At 64.2% G+C, this 16533-nt stretch carries 18 protein-coding genes; 11 read left to right on the top strand and 7 right to left on the bottom strand.

Translation table 11 applies throughout. The features are described from left to right. Positions 1 to 123 precede the first annotated feature (123 nt). The 5 genes from yajC to ACE10Z_RS25155 are packed head-to-tail and all read left to right on the top strand — an operon-like array spanning position 124 to position 4405. Positions 124 to 480 (top strand): preprotein translocase subunit YajC, encoded by a 357-nt coding sequence (gene yajC / locus ACE10Z_RS25175; protein WP_050400518.1) that lies wholly within the window; start codon positions 124 to 126, stop codon positions 478 to 480. 40 nt (positions 481 to 520) lie between these two features. Further along, the gene (gene secD / locus ACE10Z_RS25170; RefSeq protein WP_375783170.1) at positions 521 to 2116 is read left to right on the top strand and encodes a protein translocase subunit SecD; all 1596 of its coding nucleotides are present in this window, start codon (positions 521 to 523) and stop codon (positions 2114 to 2116) included. A gap of 10 nt (positions 2117 to 2126) precedes the next feature. Then, positions 2127 to 3155: a protein translocase subunit SecF gene (secF, locus tag ACE10Z_RS25165; RefSeq protein ID WP_375783169.1), complete on the top strand. Its 1029-nt coding sequence runs from the start codon at positions 2127 to 2129 to the stop codon at positions 3153 to 3155. A 6-nt stretch (positions 3156 to 3161) separates the two neighbouring features. After that, a complete protein-coding gene (locus tag ACE10Z_RS25160) occupies positions 3162 to 3545 on the top strand; it encodes an Mth938-like domain-containing protein (RefSeq protein ID WP_375783168.1) in 384 nt (127 codons plus the stop codon). After that, a complete protein-coding gene (locus ACE10Z_RS25155) occupies positions 3542 to 4405 on the top strand; it encodes a phytoene/squalene synthase family protein (protein ID WP_375783167.1) in 864 nt (287 codons plus the stop codon). Before ACE10Z_RS25160 ends, ACE10Z_RS25155 begins: the two co-directional genes overlap by 4 nt. On the opposite strand, the gene ACE10Z_RS25150 is transcribed toward ACE10Z_RS25155, so the two are convergent. From ACE10Z_RS25150 to ACE10Z_RS25135, 4 genes are all read right to left on the bottom strand, one after another. Then, a complete protein-coding gene (locus ACE10Z_RS25150; protein ID WP_375783166.1) occupies positions 4402 to 4641 on the bottom strand; it encodes a DUF1488 family protein in 240 nt (79 codons plus the stop codon). The two genes, ACE10Z_RS25155 and ACE10Z_RS25150, sit on opposite strands and share 4 nt — an antisense overlap. Before the next feature lie 120 nt (positions 4642 to 4761). Beyond that, positions 4762 to 5865 (bottom strand): serine/threonine protein kinase, encoded by a 1104-nt coding sequence (locus ACE10Z_RS25145; RefSeq protein WP_375783165.1) that lies wholly within the window; start codon positions 5863 to 5865, stop codon positions 4762 to 4764. A gap of 5 nt (positions 5866 to 5870) precedes the next feature. Then, complete coding sequence (gene trmFO, locus ACE10Z_RS25140) at positions 5871 to 7304, bottom strand: methylenetetrahydrofolate--tRNA-(uracil(54)-C(5))-methyltransferase (FADH(2)-oxidizing) TrmFO (RefSeq protein WP_375783164.1); 1434 nt, start codon at positions 7302 to 7304, stop codon at positions 5871 to 5873. A 215-nt stretch (positions 7305 to 7519) separates the two neighbouring features. Then, positions 7520 to 7672: a DUF1127 domain-containing protein gene (locus tag ACE10Z_RS25135; protein WP_016846063.1), complete on the bottom strand. Its 153-nt coding sequence runs from the start codon at positions 7670 to 7672 to the stop codon at positions 7520 to 7522. A gap of 734 nt (positions 7673 to 8406) precedes the next feature. Between ACE10Z_RS25135 and ACE10Z_RS25130 the strand changes: the two genes are divergently transcribed. Next, positions 8407 to 8694, top strand: a complete 288-nt coding sequence (locus ACE10Z_RS25130) for a hypothetical protein (protein WP_375783163.1) — start codon at positions 8407 to 8409, stop codon at positions 8692 to 8694. 149 nt (positions 8695 to 8843) lie between these two features. Here ACE10Z_RS25130 and ACE10Z_RS25125 read toward each other — a convergent pair whose 3' ends face one another. Both ACE10Z_RS25125 and ACE10Z_RS25120 read right to left on the bottom strand, forming a co-directional pair. Next, positions 8844 to 9659: a lytic transglycosylase domain-containing protein gene (locus ACE10Z_RS25125; RefSeq protein WP_298363315.1), complete on the bottom strand. Its 816-nt coding sequence runs from the start codon at positions 9657 to 9659 to the stop codon at positions 8844 to 8846. 233 nt (positions 9660 to 9892) lie between these two features. After that, positions 9893 to 10804: a DUF2189 domain-containing protein gene (locus tag ACE10Z_RS25120; RefSeq protein ID WP_375783162.1), complete on the bottom strand. Its 912-nt coding sequence runs from the start codon at positions 10802 to 10804 to the stop codon at positions 9893 to 9895. A 288-nt stretch (positions 10805 to 11092) separates the two neighbouring features. On the opposite strand from ACE10Z_RS25120, the gene ACE10Z_RS25115 reads away from it, so the two are divergent. Then, positions 11093 to 11506, top strand: coding sequence for a DUF3597 domain-containing protein (locus tag ACE10Z_RS25115; RefSeq protein ID WP_375783161.1), 414 nt, complete (start codon positions 11093 to 11095; stop codon positions 11504 to 11506). A 138-nt stretch (positions 11507 to 11644) separates the two neighbouring features. After that, a complete protein-coding gene (locus ACE10Z_RS25110; protein WP_375783160.1) occupies positions 11645 to 12436 on the top strand; it encodes a fumarylacetoacetate hydrolase family protein in 792 nt (263 codons plus the stop codon). Between the two features lie 172 nt (positions 12437 to 12608). Here ACE10Z_RS25110 and ACE10Z_RS25105 read toward each other — a convergent pair whose 3' ends face one another. Then, positions 12609 to 12881, bottom strand: a complete 273-nt coding sequence (locus ACE10Z_RS25105) for a GNAT family N-acetyltransferase (protein ID WP_375783159.1) — start codon at positions 12879 to 12881, stop codon at positions 12609 to 12611. 345 nt (positions 12882 to 13226) lie between these two features. Between ACE10Z_RS25105 and ACE10Z_RS25100 the strand changes: the two genes are divergently transcribed. The 3 genes from ACE10Z_RS25100 (at position 13227) to ACE10Z_RS25090 (ending at position 16364) form a co-directional block, all read left to right on the top strand. After that, a complete protein-coding gene (locus ACE10Z_RS25100) occupies positions 13227 to 13628 on the top strand; it encodes an SPW repeat protein (protein WP_375783158.1) in 402 nt (133 codons plus the stop codon). 215 nt (positions 13629 to 13843) lie between these two features. Beyond that, a complete protein-coding gene (locus tag ACE10Z_RS25095) occupies positions 13844 to 15484 on the top strand; it encodes an acyl-CoA synthetase (protein WP_375783157.1) in 1641 nt (546 codons plus the stop codon). 4 nt (positions 15485 to 15488) lie between these two features. Further along, positions 15489 to 16364, top strand: a complete 876-nt coding sequence (locus ACE10Z_RS25090; RefSeq protein ID WP_375783156.1) for a PCC domain-containing protein — start codon at positions 15489 to 15491, stop codon at positions 16362 to 16364. Positions 16365 to 16533 lie beyond the last annotated feature (169 nt).

Here is a 16533-nt window from a genome sequence, read left to right as displayed (position 1 = left end):
TCCGTTAACGTTGCAATTGGGACCGCGGCCGCTATAGTCCGCGCGAATTTGTCCGGACCGCCATACCGCCCCGAACCCGAGGGCGCTGCCGGTCCTTTCCCGTCTTATCCGAGGATCGTCCGAATGCTGATTACTCCTGCGTTTGCTCAGGCTGGAGCTGGCACTGATACCAACAGCATGTTGATGTCGTTGCTGCCATTCGCACTGATCTTCGTCATCATGTACTTCCTGATTCTGCGCCCGCAGCAGCGGAAGGTGCGCGATCATGCGGATCTCGTGAAGAACATCCGCCGCGGCGACACCGTGGTGACCTCGGGCGGCCTCGTCGGCAAGGTGACCAAGGTGGTCGACGACGACCAGATCGAGTTCGAGATTTCGGACGGCGTTCGCGTGCGGCAGATGCGCCAGATGATTTCGGGCGTGCGTACCAAGGGCGAGCCGGCGAAGGGCGATGCCAAGGACGAGGCGTCCGCGAGCTGATTGCCGCGGAGCCTTTTGCCGAATCTGACAGGTCAATTCGATGTTGTATTTCACGCGGTGGCGAGCGCTGGGGATTATCCTGACAGCGCTGGTGGTCTGCCTGTGCGCCGTGCCCAATTTCTTCCCCGAGGCGCAGGTCAAGACCTGGCCGGCCTGGGCGCAGCGGCGCCTCGTCCTCGGCCTCGATTTGCAGGGCGGCTCGTATCTGCTGCTCGAGGTCGACGCCAACTATGTGAAGAAGGAAAAGCTCGAACAGGTTCGCGACGATACAAGGAAGGCGCTGCGTGACGCCCGGATCGGCTTTACCGGAGGCATCACGATCCGCAACGATGCCGTCGAGGCCCGGATCGCCAAGGAGACCGATGTTCCGGCGGCGTTGGCGAAACTTCGCGAGGTCGCGCAGCCGATCGGCGGCTTGCTCGGCTCCAGCGCCCAGCGCGACGTCGATGTGACGGACGCGGGGGGCGGCTTGATCCGCCTGGCCGTGTCGCAGCCCGCGATGATCGAGCGGATGCGCAAGACCATCGAGCAGTCGATCCAGATCGTCGAGCGCCGCGTCAACGAGCTCGGCACCGTCGAGCCCTTGATCCAGCGTCAGGGCACCGATCGCATCCTGGTGCAGGTGCCGGGTCTGCAGGACCCGACCCATCTGAAGGAGCTGCTCGGCAAGACCGCGAAGATGGAATTCCGCATGGTCGACACCACGGCGTCGCCCGATCAGGCCACGGTGCCGGCGGACTCGGAGCGGCTCGTGAGCGCGTCGCCGCCACCGGTTCCGTACATCGTGAAGAAGCAGGTGCTGGTTTCCGGAAGCGAACTCTCCGATGCCCAGCCCGGCTTCGACCAGCGTACCGGCGAGGCGATCGTCAGCTTCAAGTTCAATACGTCGGGCGCGCGCAAATTCGCTCAGGCGACCGCCGATAATGTCGGCCAGCCGTTTGCGATCGTGCTCGACAACAAGGTGATCTCGGCACCCGTGATTCGCGAACCGATCACCGGAGGACAGGGCCAGATCTCCGGCAGCTTCACCGTGCAGTCGGCCAACGATCTGGCGATCCTGATGCGCGCCGGCGCGCTGCCGGCGCCACTGACGGTGGTCGAGGAGCGCACTGTCGGTCCCGGCCTCGGCCAGGACTCGATCGAAAAGGGCGAGCTTGCGGCCTATGTCGGCTCGATCCTGGTCATCGTGTTCATGCTGATCACCTACCGGCTGTTCGGGGTGTTCGCCAACATCGCGGTGGCCATCAACGTCGCCATGATCTTCGGGCTGCTGTCGCTGCTCAACGCCACGCTGACCTTGCCCGGCATCGCCGGCATCGTGCTGACGGTCGGCATCGCGGTCGACTCCAACGTGCTGATCTACGAGCGCATCCGCGAGGAATTGCGCGGCGGCCGCAACGCGATCTCGGCGATCGACGCCGGGTTCAAGCGGGCGCTGGCGACCATCCTCGATTCCAACATCACCACCTTCATCGCTGCCGCCGTGCTGTTCTACATCGGCACCGGACCGGTGCGCGGCTTTGCCGTGACGCTCGGCATCGGCATCATCACCACGGTGTTCACTGCCTTTACCTTGACGCGCCTGATCGTCGCGGCATGGGTGCGGTGGAAGCGGCCGCAAACCGTGCCGATCTGAGAGGCCTATTGTGACTCATACCGTTCTCATTGGCCTTGGCATCCTGATTGCCGTGCTGACCGTGGTCGCGGCGCTCGGGCTGATGCCGGCGCTGCGCATCGTGCCCGACGACACGCATTTCGACTTCACGCGCTTCCGCCGCATCAGCTTCCCGATCTCGGCGCTGCTCTCGATCCTTGCGATCACGCTGTTCTTCACCCACGGCCTGAATTTCGGCATCGACTTCAAGGGTGGCACGCTGCTGGAGGTACGGGCCAAGTCCGGCACCGCCGACATTGCCGCGATGCGCACGACCCTGAACGGGCTTGGCCTCGGCGAGGTGCAGTTGCAGCAGTTCGGAGGTCCGGCCGAAGTCCTGATCCGCGTCGCGGAGCAGCCCGGCGGCGACCAGGCCCAGCAAGATGCGGTGACGAAGGTTCGCGGTGCGCTCGGCGATTCCGTCGACTACCGCCGCGTCGAAGTGGTGGGACCGCGCGTCTCCGGCGAACTGCTCGCCTACGGCATGCTCGGCCTGATGCTCGCGATCGTCGGCATCCTGATCTATCTCTGGTTCCGGTTCGAGTGGCAGTTCGCGCTCGGCGCCATGATCGCCAACGTCCACGACATCGTGCTGACGATCGGGTTCATGTCGATCACCCAGGTCGATTTCGATCTCACCAGCATCGCGGCGCTGCTGACGATTCTCGGCTATTCGCTCAACGACACCGTCGTCATCTACGACCGTATCCGCGAGATGCTGCGGCGCTACAAGAAGATGCCGATGCCGCAGCTGCTCAACGAATCGATCAACTCGACGCTGTCGCGCTCGATCATCACCCACGTCACCGTGACCCTGGCGCTGCTCGCGCTGCTGCTGTTCGGCGGCCAGGCGATTCACAGCTTCACCGCCGTGATGATGTTCGGCGTGGTGCTGGTCGGCACCTACACCTCGATCTTCATCGCGGCCCCGATCCTGATCTATCTCGGCGTCGGCACCACGAGGCGCGACGCCGCCGACGATCAATCGGAGAAGAAGCCGAACGCGGCAGCCAAGAAGTAGCCGGTCATGAGCAATCCCTCGGACGCTCCCCATCTTCCGAGGTCGGCGCCGATCGAGGCCTACGGCAAGGGCGGCTTCGCGTTCGCCGATATGTCGCACCGCGGCTCGCTGCTGTGCTTGCCCGACTCGATCTGGGCCTGGCCGGTGACCCGGCCGCAGGAGATCGACGAATACGCGCTGCAAAAGGTATTCGCGGCCGCCAATGCGATCGACACGCTGATCGTCGGCACCGGCACCGAGGTCTGGGTGCCGCCGAAGGGCCTGCGCGAGGCCCTGCGCGCGGTGCGGGTGGTGCTCGACCCGATGCAGACGGGCCCCGCGATCCGCACCTACAACATCATGCTGGGCGAGCGGCGTCGCGTCGCGGCGGCGCTGATCGCGGTGCCATGAGCGCGGCGGTGGCGCCGACCGACGGCGCGGCCTTTTGCGCCGATCTGGTCCGGACCCATGATTTCGTGCGCTACGCGTCGACCTTGTTCATGCCGGGTCCGGAGCGCCGGGCGCTGCTCGCAATCTACGCCTTCAACATCGAGGTCTCGCGCGTGCACGAGCAGGTCAGCCAGCCGCTGCCCGGCGAGATGCGGCTGCAATGGTGGACCGACGTGCTGGCAGGCGCCGGACACGGCGGCGTCGAGGGCAATCCGGTCGCGGCAGAGCTGCTGTATGCGATCCGCAATCACCGCCTGCCGGTCTCGCCGTTCTCGCTCCTGGTCGAGGAGCATCACTTCGATCTCTACAACGACCCGATGCCGTCGCTGGCCGCACTCGAGGGCTATCTCGACGCCACGGCGGCGGCGCTGTTCTCGCAGGCCACGCGCGTGGTGGCGCGGCCATCGGAGGCGATCGATCACCTGGCCCGTCATGCCGGCCTCGCCCAGGGCATGGCGCAGGTCATCGCGGCGTTGGGCCGCGACGCGTCGCGGCAGCAGCTGTTTCTGCCGGTGCAACTGCTGCAGCAGCACGGTAGCAGCAAGGAGGAGGTGTTTGCCGGCAAGCCCACGCCGAACATCCGTGCCGCGATCGATCAGCTGGCGGACGAGGCGCAGGGCCATCTCAAGACCGCATTCGGGCTGCTGGCCGATGTGCCGTCCGGCGTGAGGCCGATCTTCCTGCCGCTCGCTCACATCAGGCGCGAACTGAACCGGGCGAGGAGGGCCGACTACGATCCGTTCCTGCCGAAGCCGGTCTCACGCCTGCGCACGCTCTGGACATTGTGGCGGGCTGCGCGCACCGAAGAGTTCGGTCGCTAGCTCTGTTCTTTCGAGATGTGCTTGGTGAAGATCCGGATCGTCGCACCTCTTACCACCGGGCCGCTGTCAAAGATGTCGGATGCGATCATCTCGATCGCGTCGCGCAGCGCAATGAACTGCGCCTGCCGGGCCAGGCTCGGTGTTCCGCGCGTGCCGGCCAATTCGTCCATTGCGGCGTCGCTGATCTGACATTCAATTTCCTGATCGCCGTGCATCATGGTGAATCCGAACGCCAAGCGTTCGGAATCATATCCCCCGATACGGCCACGGGTGAGTGGCATTAAGCTTGTCCCTTGAGCGCGCTAGCCCTCACAAGATTGGCGCTTCGAGCTGCGTTTGTCGAGAGTGCGCGCGCTTCAGCGTGCCGGCCGATCCATCTCGGCAACTTCGAAATTGAAGCGATCGCGCAGATTTTTGCGTTGCTCGAGGATGTCCTTGAGGAACTCGCGATCGGCGTCGCTGCGCATCATCGGTTCGATCAGGTCGATCTGGTTCATGGCGACGAGCTGCAGGATTTCGGTGCGCGGCTTGCCGGCCGCATCGCGCGGCAATGCATGCACGATCTGGATGTGTTCCGGCGGCTTGACGCCCTTGGCCCCGGCAAGCTCGCTGCGCAGCGTCTTCTCCAGCGCGGACTGGTCGGCCTCGACGAAGGCGTAGAGCCCGACGCCGACGCGCCGGTCGGCAAAGGCGACGATCGCGGTGTCGCGCACGTCAGGATTCCTGCGGATCAAATCGACCAGCACCGGCGCGTCGTTGACCAGCCGCCGGCCGCCGCCCTCGCGGTCGGTGAAATTGAAGATGCCGCGGGTGATCGCCTGATAGACCTTCTTGCCGGTCTTGAGCCAGACGCTGGCGACCGCGGACTTCTTCGCGAGCACCTTGCGCTCCTTGGGCGTCAACGCCTCCGGCGCGTAGCTGCGCTTGTGCTTCAACAGATGCCGCAGATCCTCATAGGCCGCGATGCGGAACAGCCGGCTCCGGGTCTTGAAGCAGGCAGCAAGCTGGAAGTCGGTGAGGTACGCGCGGCCGTCGCGGCCGACCAGCCAGTTCTGCTCCTTGGCGAGGTCGTTGTGGCAGATGCCGGCGCGATGCAGCTTGCGCAACGCGGCCTTGGCGGACCTGAAATAGGCGACGTCGCCATGCGGCTTCGCCAGGTGCAGCGCCGCGCCGTCGATGAAGCCACGCACCAGCGCGCGCCTGCCTGCCCACAGCAGCTTGGGGCCGACGTCGAGATCGCGCGCCAGGGTCAGCGCGCGGCGTTCGCGCGAGAACAGGTGCAGCGCCACGGCGAACGACCAGAACGGCACCTGATCGAGCCGGCGCAGCACGCCGTCGACCTCGCCGTCATCGGTCCGGAAACGGCCGCGCTCGACAGTCGAGAATACGTCGCGCTTGAGCAGGACGCCCTGGCTCCATCGCGCCGACAGGGTGGCGTCGTCGTCTTTCGGCAAGCTCATGATGGTCAGGCCGCTGCCGCAACGCGCAGGTGCTCTGCGATCCAGTGGTCGAGATCGGCGAGTGCCCGTGCGCTGATCGCCTGCTTCTTGGCGACCGTCTTCTCGTTGCCGCGCAGCCGCGAGCCGTCCGGCTTCTTGGTCGGAGCGCTGGCCAGCGGCGGAAACAGACCGAAATTGATGTTCATCGGCTGGAACGAGCGCGAACCGGCGTCGATGGTTTCGATATGGCCGCCGGTGATGTGGCCGAGCAGCGCGCCGAGCGCGGTGGTGGCGGGCGGTGGCGTCAGCGCGGTGCCGCGCATGTCGGCGGCGGCGCAGAGGCCGGCAATCAGGCCGACGCTGGCCGACTCGACGTAGCCCTCGCAGCCCGTCATCTGGCCGGCGAAACGCAGCCGCGGCTGCGCGCGCAGGCGCAGCTGGCTATCGAGCAGCTTCGGTGAATTCAGGAAGGTGTTGCGATGCAGGCCGCCGAGGCGGGCGAACTCCGCGTTCTCGAGGCCCGGGATGGCGCGGAACACGCGCTGCTGCGCGCCATGCTTCAGCTTGGTCTGGAAACCGACGATGTTGTAGAGCGTGCCGAGCTTGTTGTCCTGCCGCAGCTGGACGATCGCATAAGCCTTGACCGTCGGATTGTGCGGATTGGTCAATCCGACCGGCTTCATCGGCCCGTGGCGCAGCGTCTCCTGGCCGCGTTCGGCCATCACCTCGACCGGCAGGCAGCCGTCGAAATAGGGCGTGTTGGTCTCCCAATCCTTGAAATCGACCTTCTCGCCCTCGAGCAGCGCCGCGACGAAGGCGTCATATTGCTCCTTGGTCATCGGGCAGTTGATGTAGTCGGCGCCGGTGCCGCCGGGACCGACCTTGTCGTAGCGCGACTGAAACCAGGCCACCGACATGTCGATGGAATCCTTGTGCACGATCGGTGCGATCGCATCGAAGAACGCCAGCGCGTTCTCGTCGGTGAGCTGCCTGATTGCATCGGCGAGCGGCGCCGAGGTGAGGGGACCGGTGGCGACGATCACGTTGCTCCAGTCGGCCGGCGGCAGGCCCGCGACTTCCTCGCGGCTGATCTCGATCAGCGGATGTTCGTTCAGCGCTTTGGTGACGGCGGCGGAGAAGCCATCGCGGTCGACCGCCAGCGCGCCGCCGGCGGGCACCTGGTTGGCGTCGGCCGAGCGCATGATGAGCGAGCCCAGCCGCCGCATCTCGGCGTGCAGCAGCCCGACCGCGTTGTTGGCGGCATCGTCGGAGCGGAAGGAATTCGAGCAGACCAGTTCGGCGCAGCCCTCGGTCCGATGCGCCTCGGTCATCCGATGCGGACGCATTTCATGCAGGACGGCACGGACGCCGGAATTGGCAACCTGCCAGGCGGCTTCCGAGCCGGCGAGCCCCGCGCCCACGATGTGCACGGGTTGGGAAGAGGATTGATGCGGTGTCATCGCGCAGCGTTAGCGCGTTTCGAGATCATATGCATCTGAAACTGCAGCAGAGCGTTTTCAAGCGAGGTGGGTACCGGTTCGCGTGAAGAAAACGCGTCAAACCTAGGACCAGAGCCCATCCCGTTCCGATGCCGTCGGAACGGGATGGGCTCTGAAAACGAGAACGCCCGCTGTGGAAGCGGGCGTTATCCGTTCATCAAATGGCTTGCGGCCGATTAGCCGTTGTAGGTACCGGCGGCAACGCGCGGAATGTCCGAGCGGTCGAGGCCGATATCGGCCAGTTCGCGATCGCTGAGCTGGGACAGTTCGCTGACATTGCGCTGATAATCCCGGAAAGCCTGGATCATGCGGATGAGCGAGAGCAACATGGTAGTCTCCTAGTAATTCAGATTCAGCTTTTCCAAAGCCTCATCGTTGAAGTGAATATAGATGATATGGTGCGGCGCGGTAGTTCCAATGGTGCGATGCAGCTAAGCACAAAACGCATGGCGGCGGTAAGTTTCGATTAACCGTTTGGCGCTTGCCGAGAAGGTCCGCAAACGAAAGTTCCATCGACGTATCGAGTGTCACCAAAATAATCCTGAAATCAATTGGTTGTCAGAATTTCGATAAGCCAGATCAGGCTGGATATATGGTAATTGAAGACCGTTCAATCTAGTCTTCCCGCGTCCTCGCTCACCGGATCACGTCGATGTGTTCCATGCGCGATTCGCATGCAACAGGATGACATTGAAATGATTATTAATTCATCTGTTGGTGCAGCGTCCTCTGGATGGGCGGAGCGTCAATCAGTCGCATTGATGCGAGAGGTAATTCGATCCGCCGCCGCGTGGCGGATCTCCGTCGCATCCGGCGTGTCGCGCGGAATGTGCTGAGGATTATCGGAAGTGCATTTCGGTTGAATTGAACGTTGGCAGCAAAGCTAATGCGGCGTCGCTTCCTTACCGACATGTAATCGAAACACGATGCAACGCATGCGCGATCCGCGTGCAGCGCCGATCACATTCGTGTCGCGCGAAGTTCATTCTGAACGGCGCCGGGAACAGCGAATAATTGCGCTGCAGATTCCGCAATCACGCAGGGATCTGTCCAAGAACAAGAGATGGATCATCCCATGATTAAAACATTCATCGCCGCAGCCAGCATGGCTGCCGTCGCTTACACTTTCGCTGCTCCCGCCCAGGCCGCTCATCGCCATCATATGGGCGTCGGTTGCAGCGGTGCCAATTTCGGCAAGACTGAAGCTGCCGTGGAAGCTATGGCCGACAATGAGGTCAAATTCGCGGCGGAGAAGGAAGTCTCGCTCGCTCAGGACGCGATGCTGAACAACAAGTGGGGCGCATGCGGCGAGCACCTCAGCAAGGCTGCTGAAGGCAGCATGGCGAAGTAAGCCTTTGATCATGGCGATAAGGGCCGATTGCCTGGGGCAATCGGCCCTTTTTGTTTCAGCCGGAGCAGGGGGGCAGTGCTGATCGAACCTGAGCCCAATCGAACCTGAGCCGAGGTGCGAGCTTCTCGCTGCTGCGCAACTCGGCGGTGCTACGGAGCCTTGGCGAGCTGGGTCGCGAAGTAGCCGATTGTCTTGGCGTACACCTCGCTCTTGTTCCACTGCTGGATGACCGCGAAATTCTCGCTGCCGGGCTCCCAGCCCTTGCCCTTCTTCCAGCCGTAGCTCTTCAGGAAGTTCGCGGTCGACGCCAGCACGTCAGGCACGTTATGCAAGAGGTCGCGTTTGCCGTTGCCGTCGAAATCGACCGCGAACTTGATGTAGGACGACGGCATGAACTGGGTCTGGCCGATCTCGCCGGCCCAGGCGCCGCGCATCTCCTGCGGCGCCAGATCACCACGCTCGACGATGCGCAACGCATCCATCAACTCGGCCTTGAACATGTCGGAGCGGCGGCAATCATAGGCCAGCGTCGCCAGCGAGCGCATGGTCGGAAACTTGCCGGTGTTGACGCCGAAATCGGTCTCCAGCCCCCAGATCGCGACCAGGATTTCACCGGGCACGCCGTAGGTCTCCTCGATCCGCGACAGCACCGAGCCGTAGCGCTTCATCATGTCGGAGCCGCGATTGAGCCGTGGCGGCACCATGCGACCCGAGAACTGCTCAAAGGTCTGGCTGAACACCTGCTGCGAATGGTCGCGCGCCAGGATAGCCTTGTCCTGCGTGACGCCATTCAACCCGGCCTGGATCGCGTTCTGCGAAATGCCCTTCGTCACAGCCTCTTTCTTGAAATCGTCGAGCCAGGACTCGAACGTGCCCGTGCCGCATTGGGCGGCGAGCGCAGACGCGGTCGAGGTCAAGAGCCACGCCCCGACGGCGAGCGTGTGAAAGGAAAAGCGCGAGGTCATAGGCAATTTCACTCCGGAGTCTGCGATGTCATCGATTGGTCGCGAAACCCGGCGGGTATGTTCGCGGCAACAGCGGCCAAAACAAGGCTCGTGATCGAGCCGTTTATCTCGGCCAGCGCTGCAAATGCCACGCCAATTTCACACCCATTTGACGATCCGGAACGACAAACCGCCGGCCGAATATAATCGGCCGACGGTTGCTTTGGCGTTTACGCGTTCGGGGTGACTGGCGCTTATCCGCGATCGCTGCGCCGCCACGGGAACAGGTTGGCCGGGAAGTCGGCGGCGGGCTTGCGTTCGCGCGGCTCGGGGATCACCGGCCGTGCATTCGGATCCTTGACGATGACCTCGCGATAGAGGTGCCAGGTGGCGTGACCGAGCAGGGGGATCACGACGGCAAGGCCGAGGAAGAACGGGATCGTGCCGAGCAACAGCAACACCGCGACGATCAGGCCCCAGGCCGCCATCGGCACCGGGTTCTGCGCGACGGCGCGCATCGACGTCACCATGGCTTCGCCGGCGGTTGCCTGGCGGTCGAGCATCATGGGGAAGGCGACCACGCTGATGCAAAGCGCGACGAGCGCGAACAGAAAGCCGACGCTGCAGCCGACCACGATCAACCACCAGCCTTGCGAGGTGGTCAGCACGCGCTCGGCAAAATCGGGAATGCTGGCCGCGACCTGATAGCCGAACACCGCAGTGTAGATCGCCTGCGCAGTCGCGATCCAGGTCACGAACAGTGCGAACAGCAACGTTCCGACCCCGAGCATCGCGCCGAATGACGGCGAGCGGAATACCTGCATGGCATCCCATGCGGATGCCTCACCGCCGTCCTCGCGGCGGCGGCTCATCTCGTAAAGACCGATCGCGGCGAACGGGCCGAGCAGGGCAAAGCCCGCGGCCAGCGGAAACAGCAGGGGCAGCACGGAATACCCGTGCACGGTGCGGGCAAGCACGATGCCGAGCACCGGATAGATCAGACATAGGATGATGGCGTGGCTTGGTACTGCCTTGAAGTCTTCCCAGCCGAGACGCAGCGCTTGATGCAAATCGGACAGGCCGATGGTGCGGATAACCGGCGCAGATGCGGCGCCTTGTCCGCTCTGCGTCATCGATGTGACATTGCCTTGGTATGGACTGGCCATGGTCGTTGTCTCCCTCTGGGCGGGCACATTCTGCGCCCGGCGCGCGGGCACAAACGTACCGCCTCTCGAAGCGATCACGAGCAAGCCAGACGCGAAAGACAAAGCAGGGAACTGGCCGTGTCGCGAACTGTGCAGCGAGGGTACTCCCAAACCGCGGCAAAAGCACTCACGCTTAAGTGAATGTCGCATTGGCAAGGTATTGAGGGAGCGATACACTTGAACTGCGACCTCGGTCAGCCGGCGCGTTGCCGTGTGGCCTTCACATCTCAACTCTCTTGGGAGCGAACGATGAGCATTTTCGGAAAAATCATGGGCGCGATCTTCGGCAGCAGCGCCAGCGCCGCGCCCGCCGGCGGAACGGCCACGAGCGCAGCTCCCGCCGGTGGATCCGGTAGCGCATCGCCGTCTCCTGCAGCGGTACCCGCCGGCGCGGCGCCCGCACAGTCCGTTGACGTCGCCCCGATCCTCGACAAGGCGGTTGCCGCGAAGGGCGAGAAGCTCGAGTGGCGAACCTCGATCGTCGACCTGATGAAGGCGCTCGACATCGACTCCAGCCTGTCGGCGCGCAAGGAGCTCGCCAAGGAGCTCGGTTACACCGGCGACACCAACGACTCCGCCAGCATGAACATCTGGCTGCACAAGCAGGTGATGTCAAAGCTCGCGGCCAATGGCGGCAAGCTGCCCCCGGATATCAAGCACTGACGGGATCATCATCCAGTACACGGCCAGGGCCCGCGCCAACGCGGGCCCTTTTTCATGGGCCGGCGAGCATCTATAGATCGGCGGACAAGAAGGAGAGCGCCCATGAAAACGCCCGTGAAAACTCCCATGAAAACTTCCATGACTGATCTCGATCGCCGGACGATGCTTGCGACCGGCGCCCTCGCGCTGGCCGGCGCCGCCGCGCAGTCTGTGCCGGCTCACGCCGAGGCCGCGCCGAAGGCGATGTTTCCGGTCCCGGCCGTGACGATCCCGATCGTCGGCGTCACTGAGGTGTTCCAGGTCCGCCGCATCTACTGCATCGGCCGCAACTACGCCGCGCATGCGATCGAGCGTGGCTCCGATCCAACCCGCGAGCCGCCGTTCTTCTTCCAGAAGCCGACGGATGCGATCCAGAATGTTGCGATCGGCACGGTCGCCGATCATCCCTATCCGTCGCTGACCAAGAACTATCACCACGAGGTCGAGCTGGTCGCCGCGCTGAAGTCCGGCGGCGCCAACATCCCCGCCGACAAGGCGCTCGATCACGTCTATGGCTACGCGCTCGGCCTCGACATGACGCGGCGCGATTTGCAGAACGGCATGGCCGCGGAGAAGAAGCCGTGGGAGATCGGCAAGAGCTTCGACCACGCTGCGGTGCTCGGGCCGATCCATCCGGCTGATAAGACCGGCCATTTCACGCAAGGCGCGATCTCGCTCGCGGTCAACGGCACGGTGCGGCAGAGCTCGGATCTGAAGAACATGATCTGGAGCGTCGCCGAGCAGATCGCGAAGCTCTCCGAGGCATTCGAGCTCAAGGCCGGCGACATCATCTATTCCGGAACGCCGGAAAATGTCGGACCGGTCGTCAAGGGCGACGTGCTGCTCTGCAAGCTCGAGGGCTTGCCCGACATGTCGATCAAGATCGTCTGACGAACGCGGCGCTAGTGTCCCGAATCCGAAGTTCGTATCATTTGCCGCACTTTCGGAGCGAACTTCGGATTCGATAAGGACACTAGCAAACTTATGATTCTAGTGTGCTTTATGAATGCGAAGTTCGTGAAAGCGGCTGCCGCGAAATCGCACGAACTTCGCATTCAGCACACTAGCCCGCAAGGTCCGCATATTCCGGATGCTTGTCGAGGTAATCCACCACGAAGCTGCAGCCGGCGATCACCTTGTGGCCGTCGGCGCGGATCAGCTCCAGCGCGCCCTTGACCAGCTCCGATGCGATGCCGCGACCGCGCAAAGCGCGCGGTGTCTCGGTATGGGTGATGATGACGGCCGAGGGCGTCTGCCGGTAATTCGCAAAGGCTGTGCCGCCCTCGGTGTCGAGTTCGAAACGCCTTTCGGCCTTGTTGTCGCGGACGGCAGCCATCGCAAAATCCCTGTTGATTCACCTGCCTTGATCTAAGCCCGTGAACCCGCCGGTGCAAAGCCGCGACCAGCCCGCAGATTGGCATTTGTGGATTGACGAGATGCGCATTTCGGCTTGCCTGACCGCCGCATTTGCTCTGCGCCGCGTCGACGCTGCCAAATCCTCCGCAAGCCGCCGCCGGCGATGATGCCGCATCGCACATACGCCGATCGGGCCTTGCGGGCCGATGCAACTCGACTAGGATTGATCCCTGACATACGCCCCCGGATGCGGCCCCATGGTCGTCTGGTACCGAGTGGTGAGGCCGGCCGCCGACGTATGCCCCTTGTCGCAAGGAGGTTCGTCATGTCGGACAATCGTTTCTTCGGCACACACCGCCCCTGGGAGGACTGGCTCGGCATGCTGCTCGGCGTGCTGATCATGGTCTCGCCCTGGTTTCCGATGCAGGTCAGCGACGTCGTCGATGTCGAGCGCAGCCACCTGGTGCTCAACAGCTTCGTGGTCGGCATGCTGGTGCTGGGCCTGGCCCAGCTCGAATATGTCGCGCTGCATCGCTGGGAGGAGGTGGCGAGCATCGTGCTCGGCCTCTGGCTGATCGCGTCGCCCAACATCTTCGGCTATTCGGAAGACCAGGCGCTGCAGCTCTGGCACATCCTGCTCGGAGGGCTGGTCGCCATGATCGGCGCCTTGCAGCTCTGGCAGGACTGGAACCTGAGCGAGCAGGACCTGGCCAAGTATCCGCAATAGCCGAGTATTGTCGGGCCAGGCATTGTCGGGTTGGCAGCCGCCGGCGCGGTATCATCGCGCCGCGCCCGGCGGGCCTTGCCGAGGTGCGCTGCTTGGCGATAAACCGGGTGGCACCAATCCCTTGCGGCGCTTGAAGACGCCCGGTTCTGACCGAGGAAATACCCGATGACCGTTCTGATCTTGCCCCGTCTGTTGTGCGTATCGGCGGAGCGGCAATGAGCGGGACTGAGAGGACCGCGCCGCGCGGCGGGATCGCGCGGGTGTCGCGCCGGGTAATGAATCTTGCCTACATCCTGACCCAGAACGCCCGCCGTCACGGCGATCGTCCCGGCTTCATCTGGAACGAGAAGGTCTGGTCGTGGCGCCATATCGACCAGAACGTCTCGGCGCTGGCGGCGGCGCTCGCCGCGCGCGGCATCGGCAAGGGCGATCGCATCCTGGTGCATTCCAAGAATTGCGACGAGATGTTCTGGTCGATGTTCGCCGCCTTCCGGCTTGGCGCGGTCTGGGTGCCGACCAATTTCCGTCTGATGCCCGACGAGGTTGCCTATCTGGCGGCGGCCTCGGGCGCCAAGGCGTTTCTCTGTCATGCCGACTTTCCCGAGCACGCCAAGGCGGCTGCAAATCCCGCGCTCGAATTCGTCTGGCGGATCGGCGAGGAGGGCACGTTCGGCGAGGCGACGCTCGGTGACGTCATCGCCAAGCATGCCGGTGCTGTGGTCGAGAACACGCCGGTCGACTACGACGATCCCTGCTGGTTCTTTTTCACCTCCGGCACCACCGGCCGCTCCAAGGCCGCGGTCCTGACCCACGGCCAGATGGCCTTCGTGATCACCAACCATCTCGCCGATTTGATGCCCGGCACCACCGAAGACGACGCCTCGCTGGTGGTGGCGCCGCTGTCGCATGGCGCCGGCGTGCACCAGCTGGTGCAGACCGCGCGCGGTGTGCCGACTATCCTGCTGCCGTCGGAGAAGTTCGACATCGCCGAGGCGTTCCGCCTGATCGCCAAATATCGCGTCAGCAACATGTTCACAGTGCCGACCATCCTGAAGATGATGGTCGAGCATCCCGCGGCCGACCAGCACGACCATTCCTCGCTGCGCTACATCATCTATGCCGGCGCGCCGATGTATCGCGAGGACCAGAAGGCGGCATTGCACAAGCTCGGCGGTGTGCTGGTGCAGTATTTCGGGCTCGGCGAGGTCACCGGCAACATCACGGTGCTGCCGCCCGGCCTGCACGATCCCGAGGACGGACCACATGCGCGGATCGGCACCTGCGGCTTTGAGCGCACCGGCATGCAGGTCTCGATCCAGGGCGACGATGGAAGCGAGCTGAAGGCGCTCGAGACCGGCGAGATCTGCGTGATCGGGCCCGGCGTGTTCGCGGGTTACTACGACAATCCCGAGGCCAATGCGAAGGCGTTCCGCGACGGCTGGTTCCGTACCGGCGACCTCGGCCACATGGACGAGGAGGGCTTTGTCTACATCACCGGCCGCGCCTCCGACATGTACATCTCAGGCGGCTCCAACATCTATCCGCGCGAGATCGAGGAGAAGCTCCTGACCCATCCCGCGGTCGGCGAGGTCGCCGTGCTCGGCGTGCCCGATCCGTTCTGGGGCGAGGTCGGTGTCGCCGTCTGCGTCGCGCGCGAGGGCATCGACGCGGTCGCGGAAGCGGAGCTTGCGGCGTACCTCGCGCCGAAGGTGCCGCGCTACAAGATGCCAAAACGCTTCTTCTTCTGGGAGGCGCTGCCGAAGTCCGGCTACGGCAAGGTGCCGAAGCGGCTGATCCGCGACGAGCTCAAGGCGCGCGGGCTGCTTGAGGTGATCGCCAAATCGACGGGCGCCTGAGGCGATGCGCAGCATCGCCCAGCCTGGCGCTCCCATACCCGAGCGCATCCAATCGGTCGCCGCGCGCGGCCGCGCCTTTTCGTTCATGCTCGAGGCCGGCATTCCCTTGCTCGAAGCCGTGCGCCGCGGCTTTGCGGCGGCGGGATTTTCGAGCGGTGTGCTGAGCGCGACGGGCGGCGCGCTCGGGCCGTTCGCCTATGTGATGCCGGCGCTGTCGAAGGACGGCGTCAACGCTGCGTTCTACAGCGACACGTTCCGTCCGGATGGTGTGACGCGGCTCAAGCTCGCGGCGCTGACGTTCGGCGAACGCGACGGCGCGCCGTTCTTCCATTGCCACGGCTTGTGGACCGAGGCCGACGGCCGCTTCAACGGCGGGCACATGCTGCCGGATGAAACCATCGTCGCCGAGCCGTTCGAGGTCAGCGCGTTCGGGATCGACGGCGCGACGTTTGTGGCCGAGCCCGACAGCGAGACCAATTTCAAGCTGTTCGGTCCGGTCGCCAGCGCGCCGCGCGGGGCGAAGACCACGAGCCATGCCTTCGCATTGCGGCTGCGGCCGAACCAGGATTTTGCCTGTGCGCTGGAGGGCTTCTGCCGCCAGCACGGCATTTTGCGCGCACGGCTGCATGGCGGCGTCGGCTCGACCATCGGCGCGGTCTTCAGCGAGGGCCATAGCGTTGTGCCGTTCGCGACCGAGCTTGCGCTGACCGCGGGGCAGATCGCGCCTGACGCCAATCGTCGGGTGCGCGCCAGCCTCGACGTCGCGCTGGTCGACTATCTCGGCGGCATCGCCGAGGGACACCTGGTGCGCGGCGACAATCCCGTGCTGATGACGATGGAGCTGGTGCTGGAAGTGCTGGAGGAGGCGGAGCGGCCGTAGGGGGCCTCCTCTGGTCTCTCCACGCGTCGTCCCGGCGTTCGCTGAAGTCGGTATCGCGCCACATCCTTCGCCGGGACGACGATGGAGGTGGGGTGCGATTCAAGTTGTCACAGACGCGATGTCATCACCCGCGAAAGCGGGTGATCCAGTATTCCAGAGACGCCGGTGC

Origin of the sequence: Bradyrhizobium sp. Pha-3, assembly GCF_042258615.1 — a bacterium.
GTDB lineage: Bacteria > Pseudomonadota > Alphaproteobacteria > Rhizobiales > Xanthobacteraceae > Bradyrhizobium.
The sequence above is the reverse complement of the archived record's forward strand: the minus strand, read 5'-3'. Positions and strand labels throughout refer to the sequence as shown.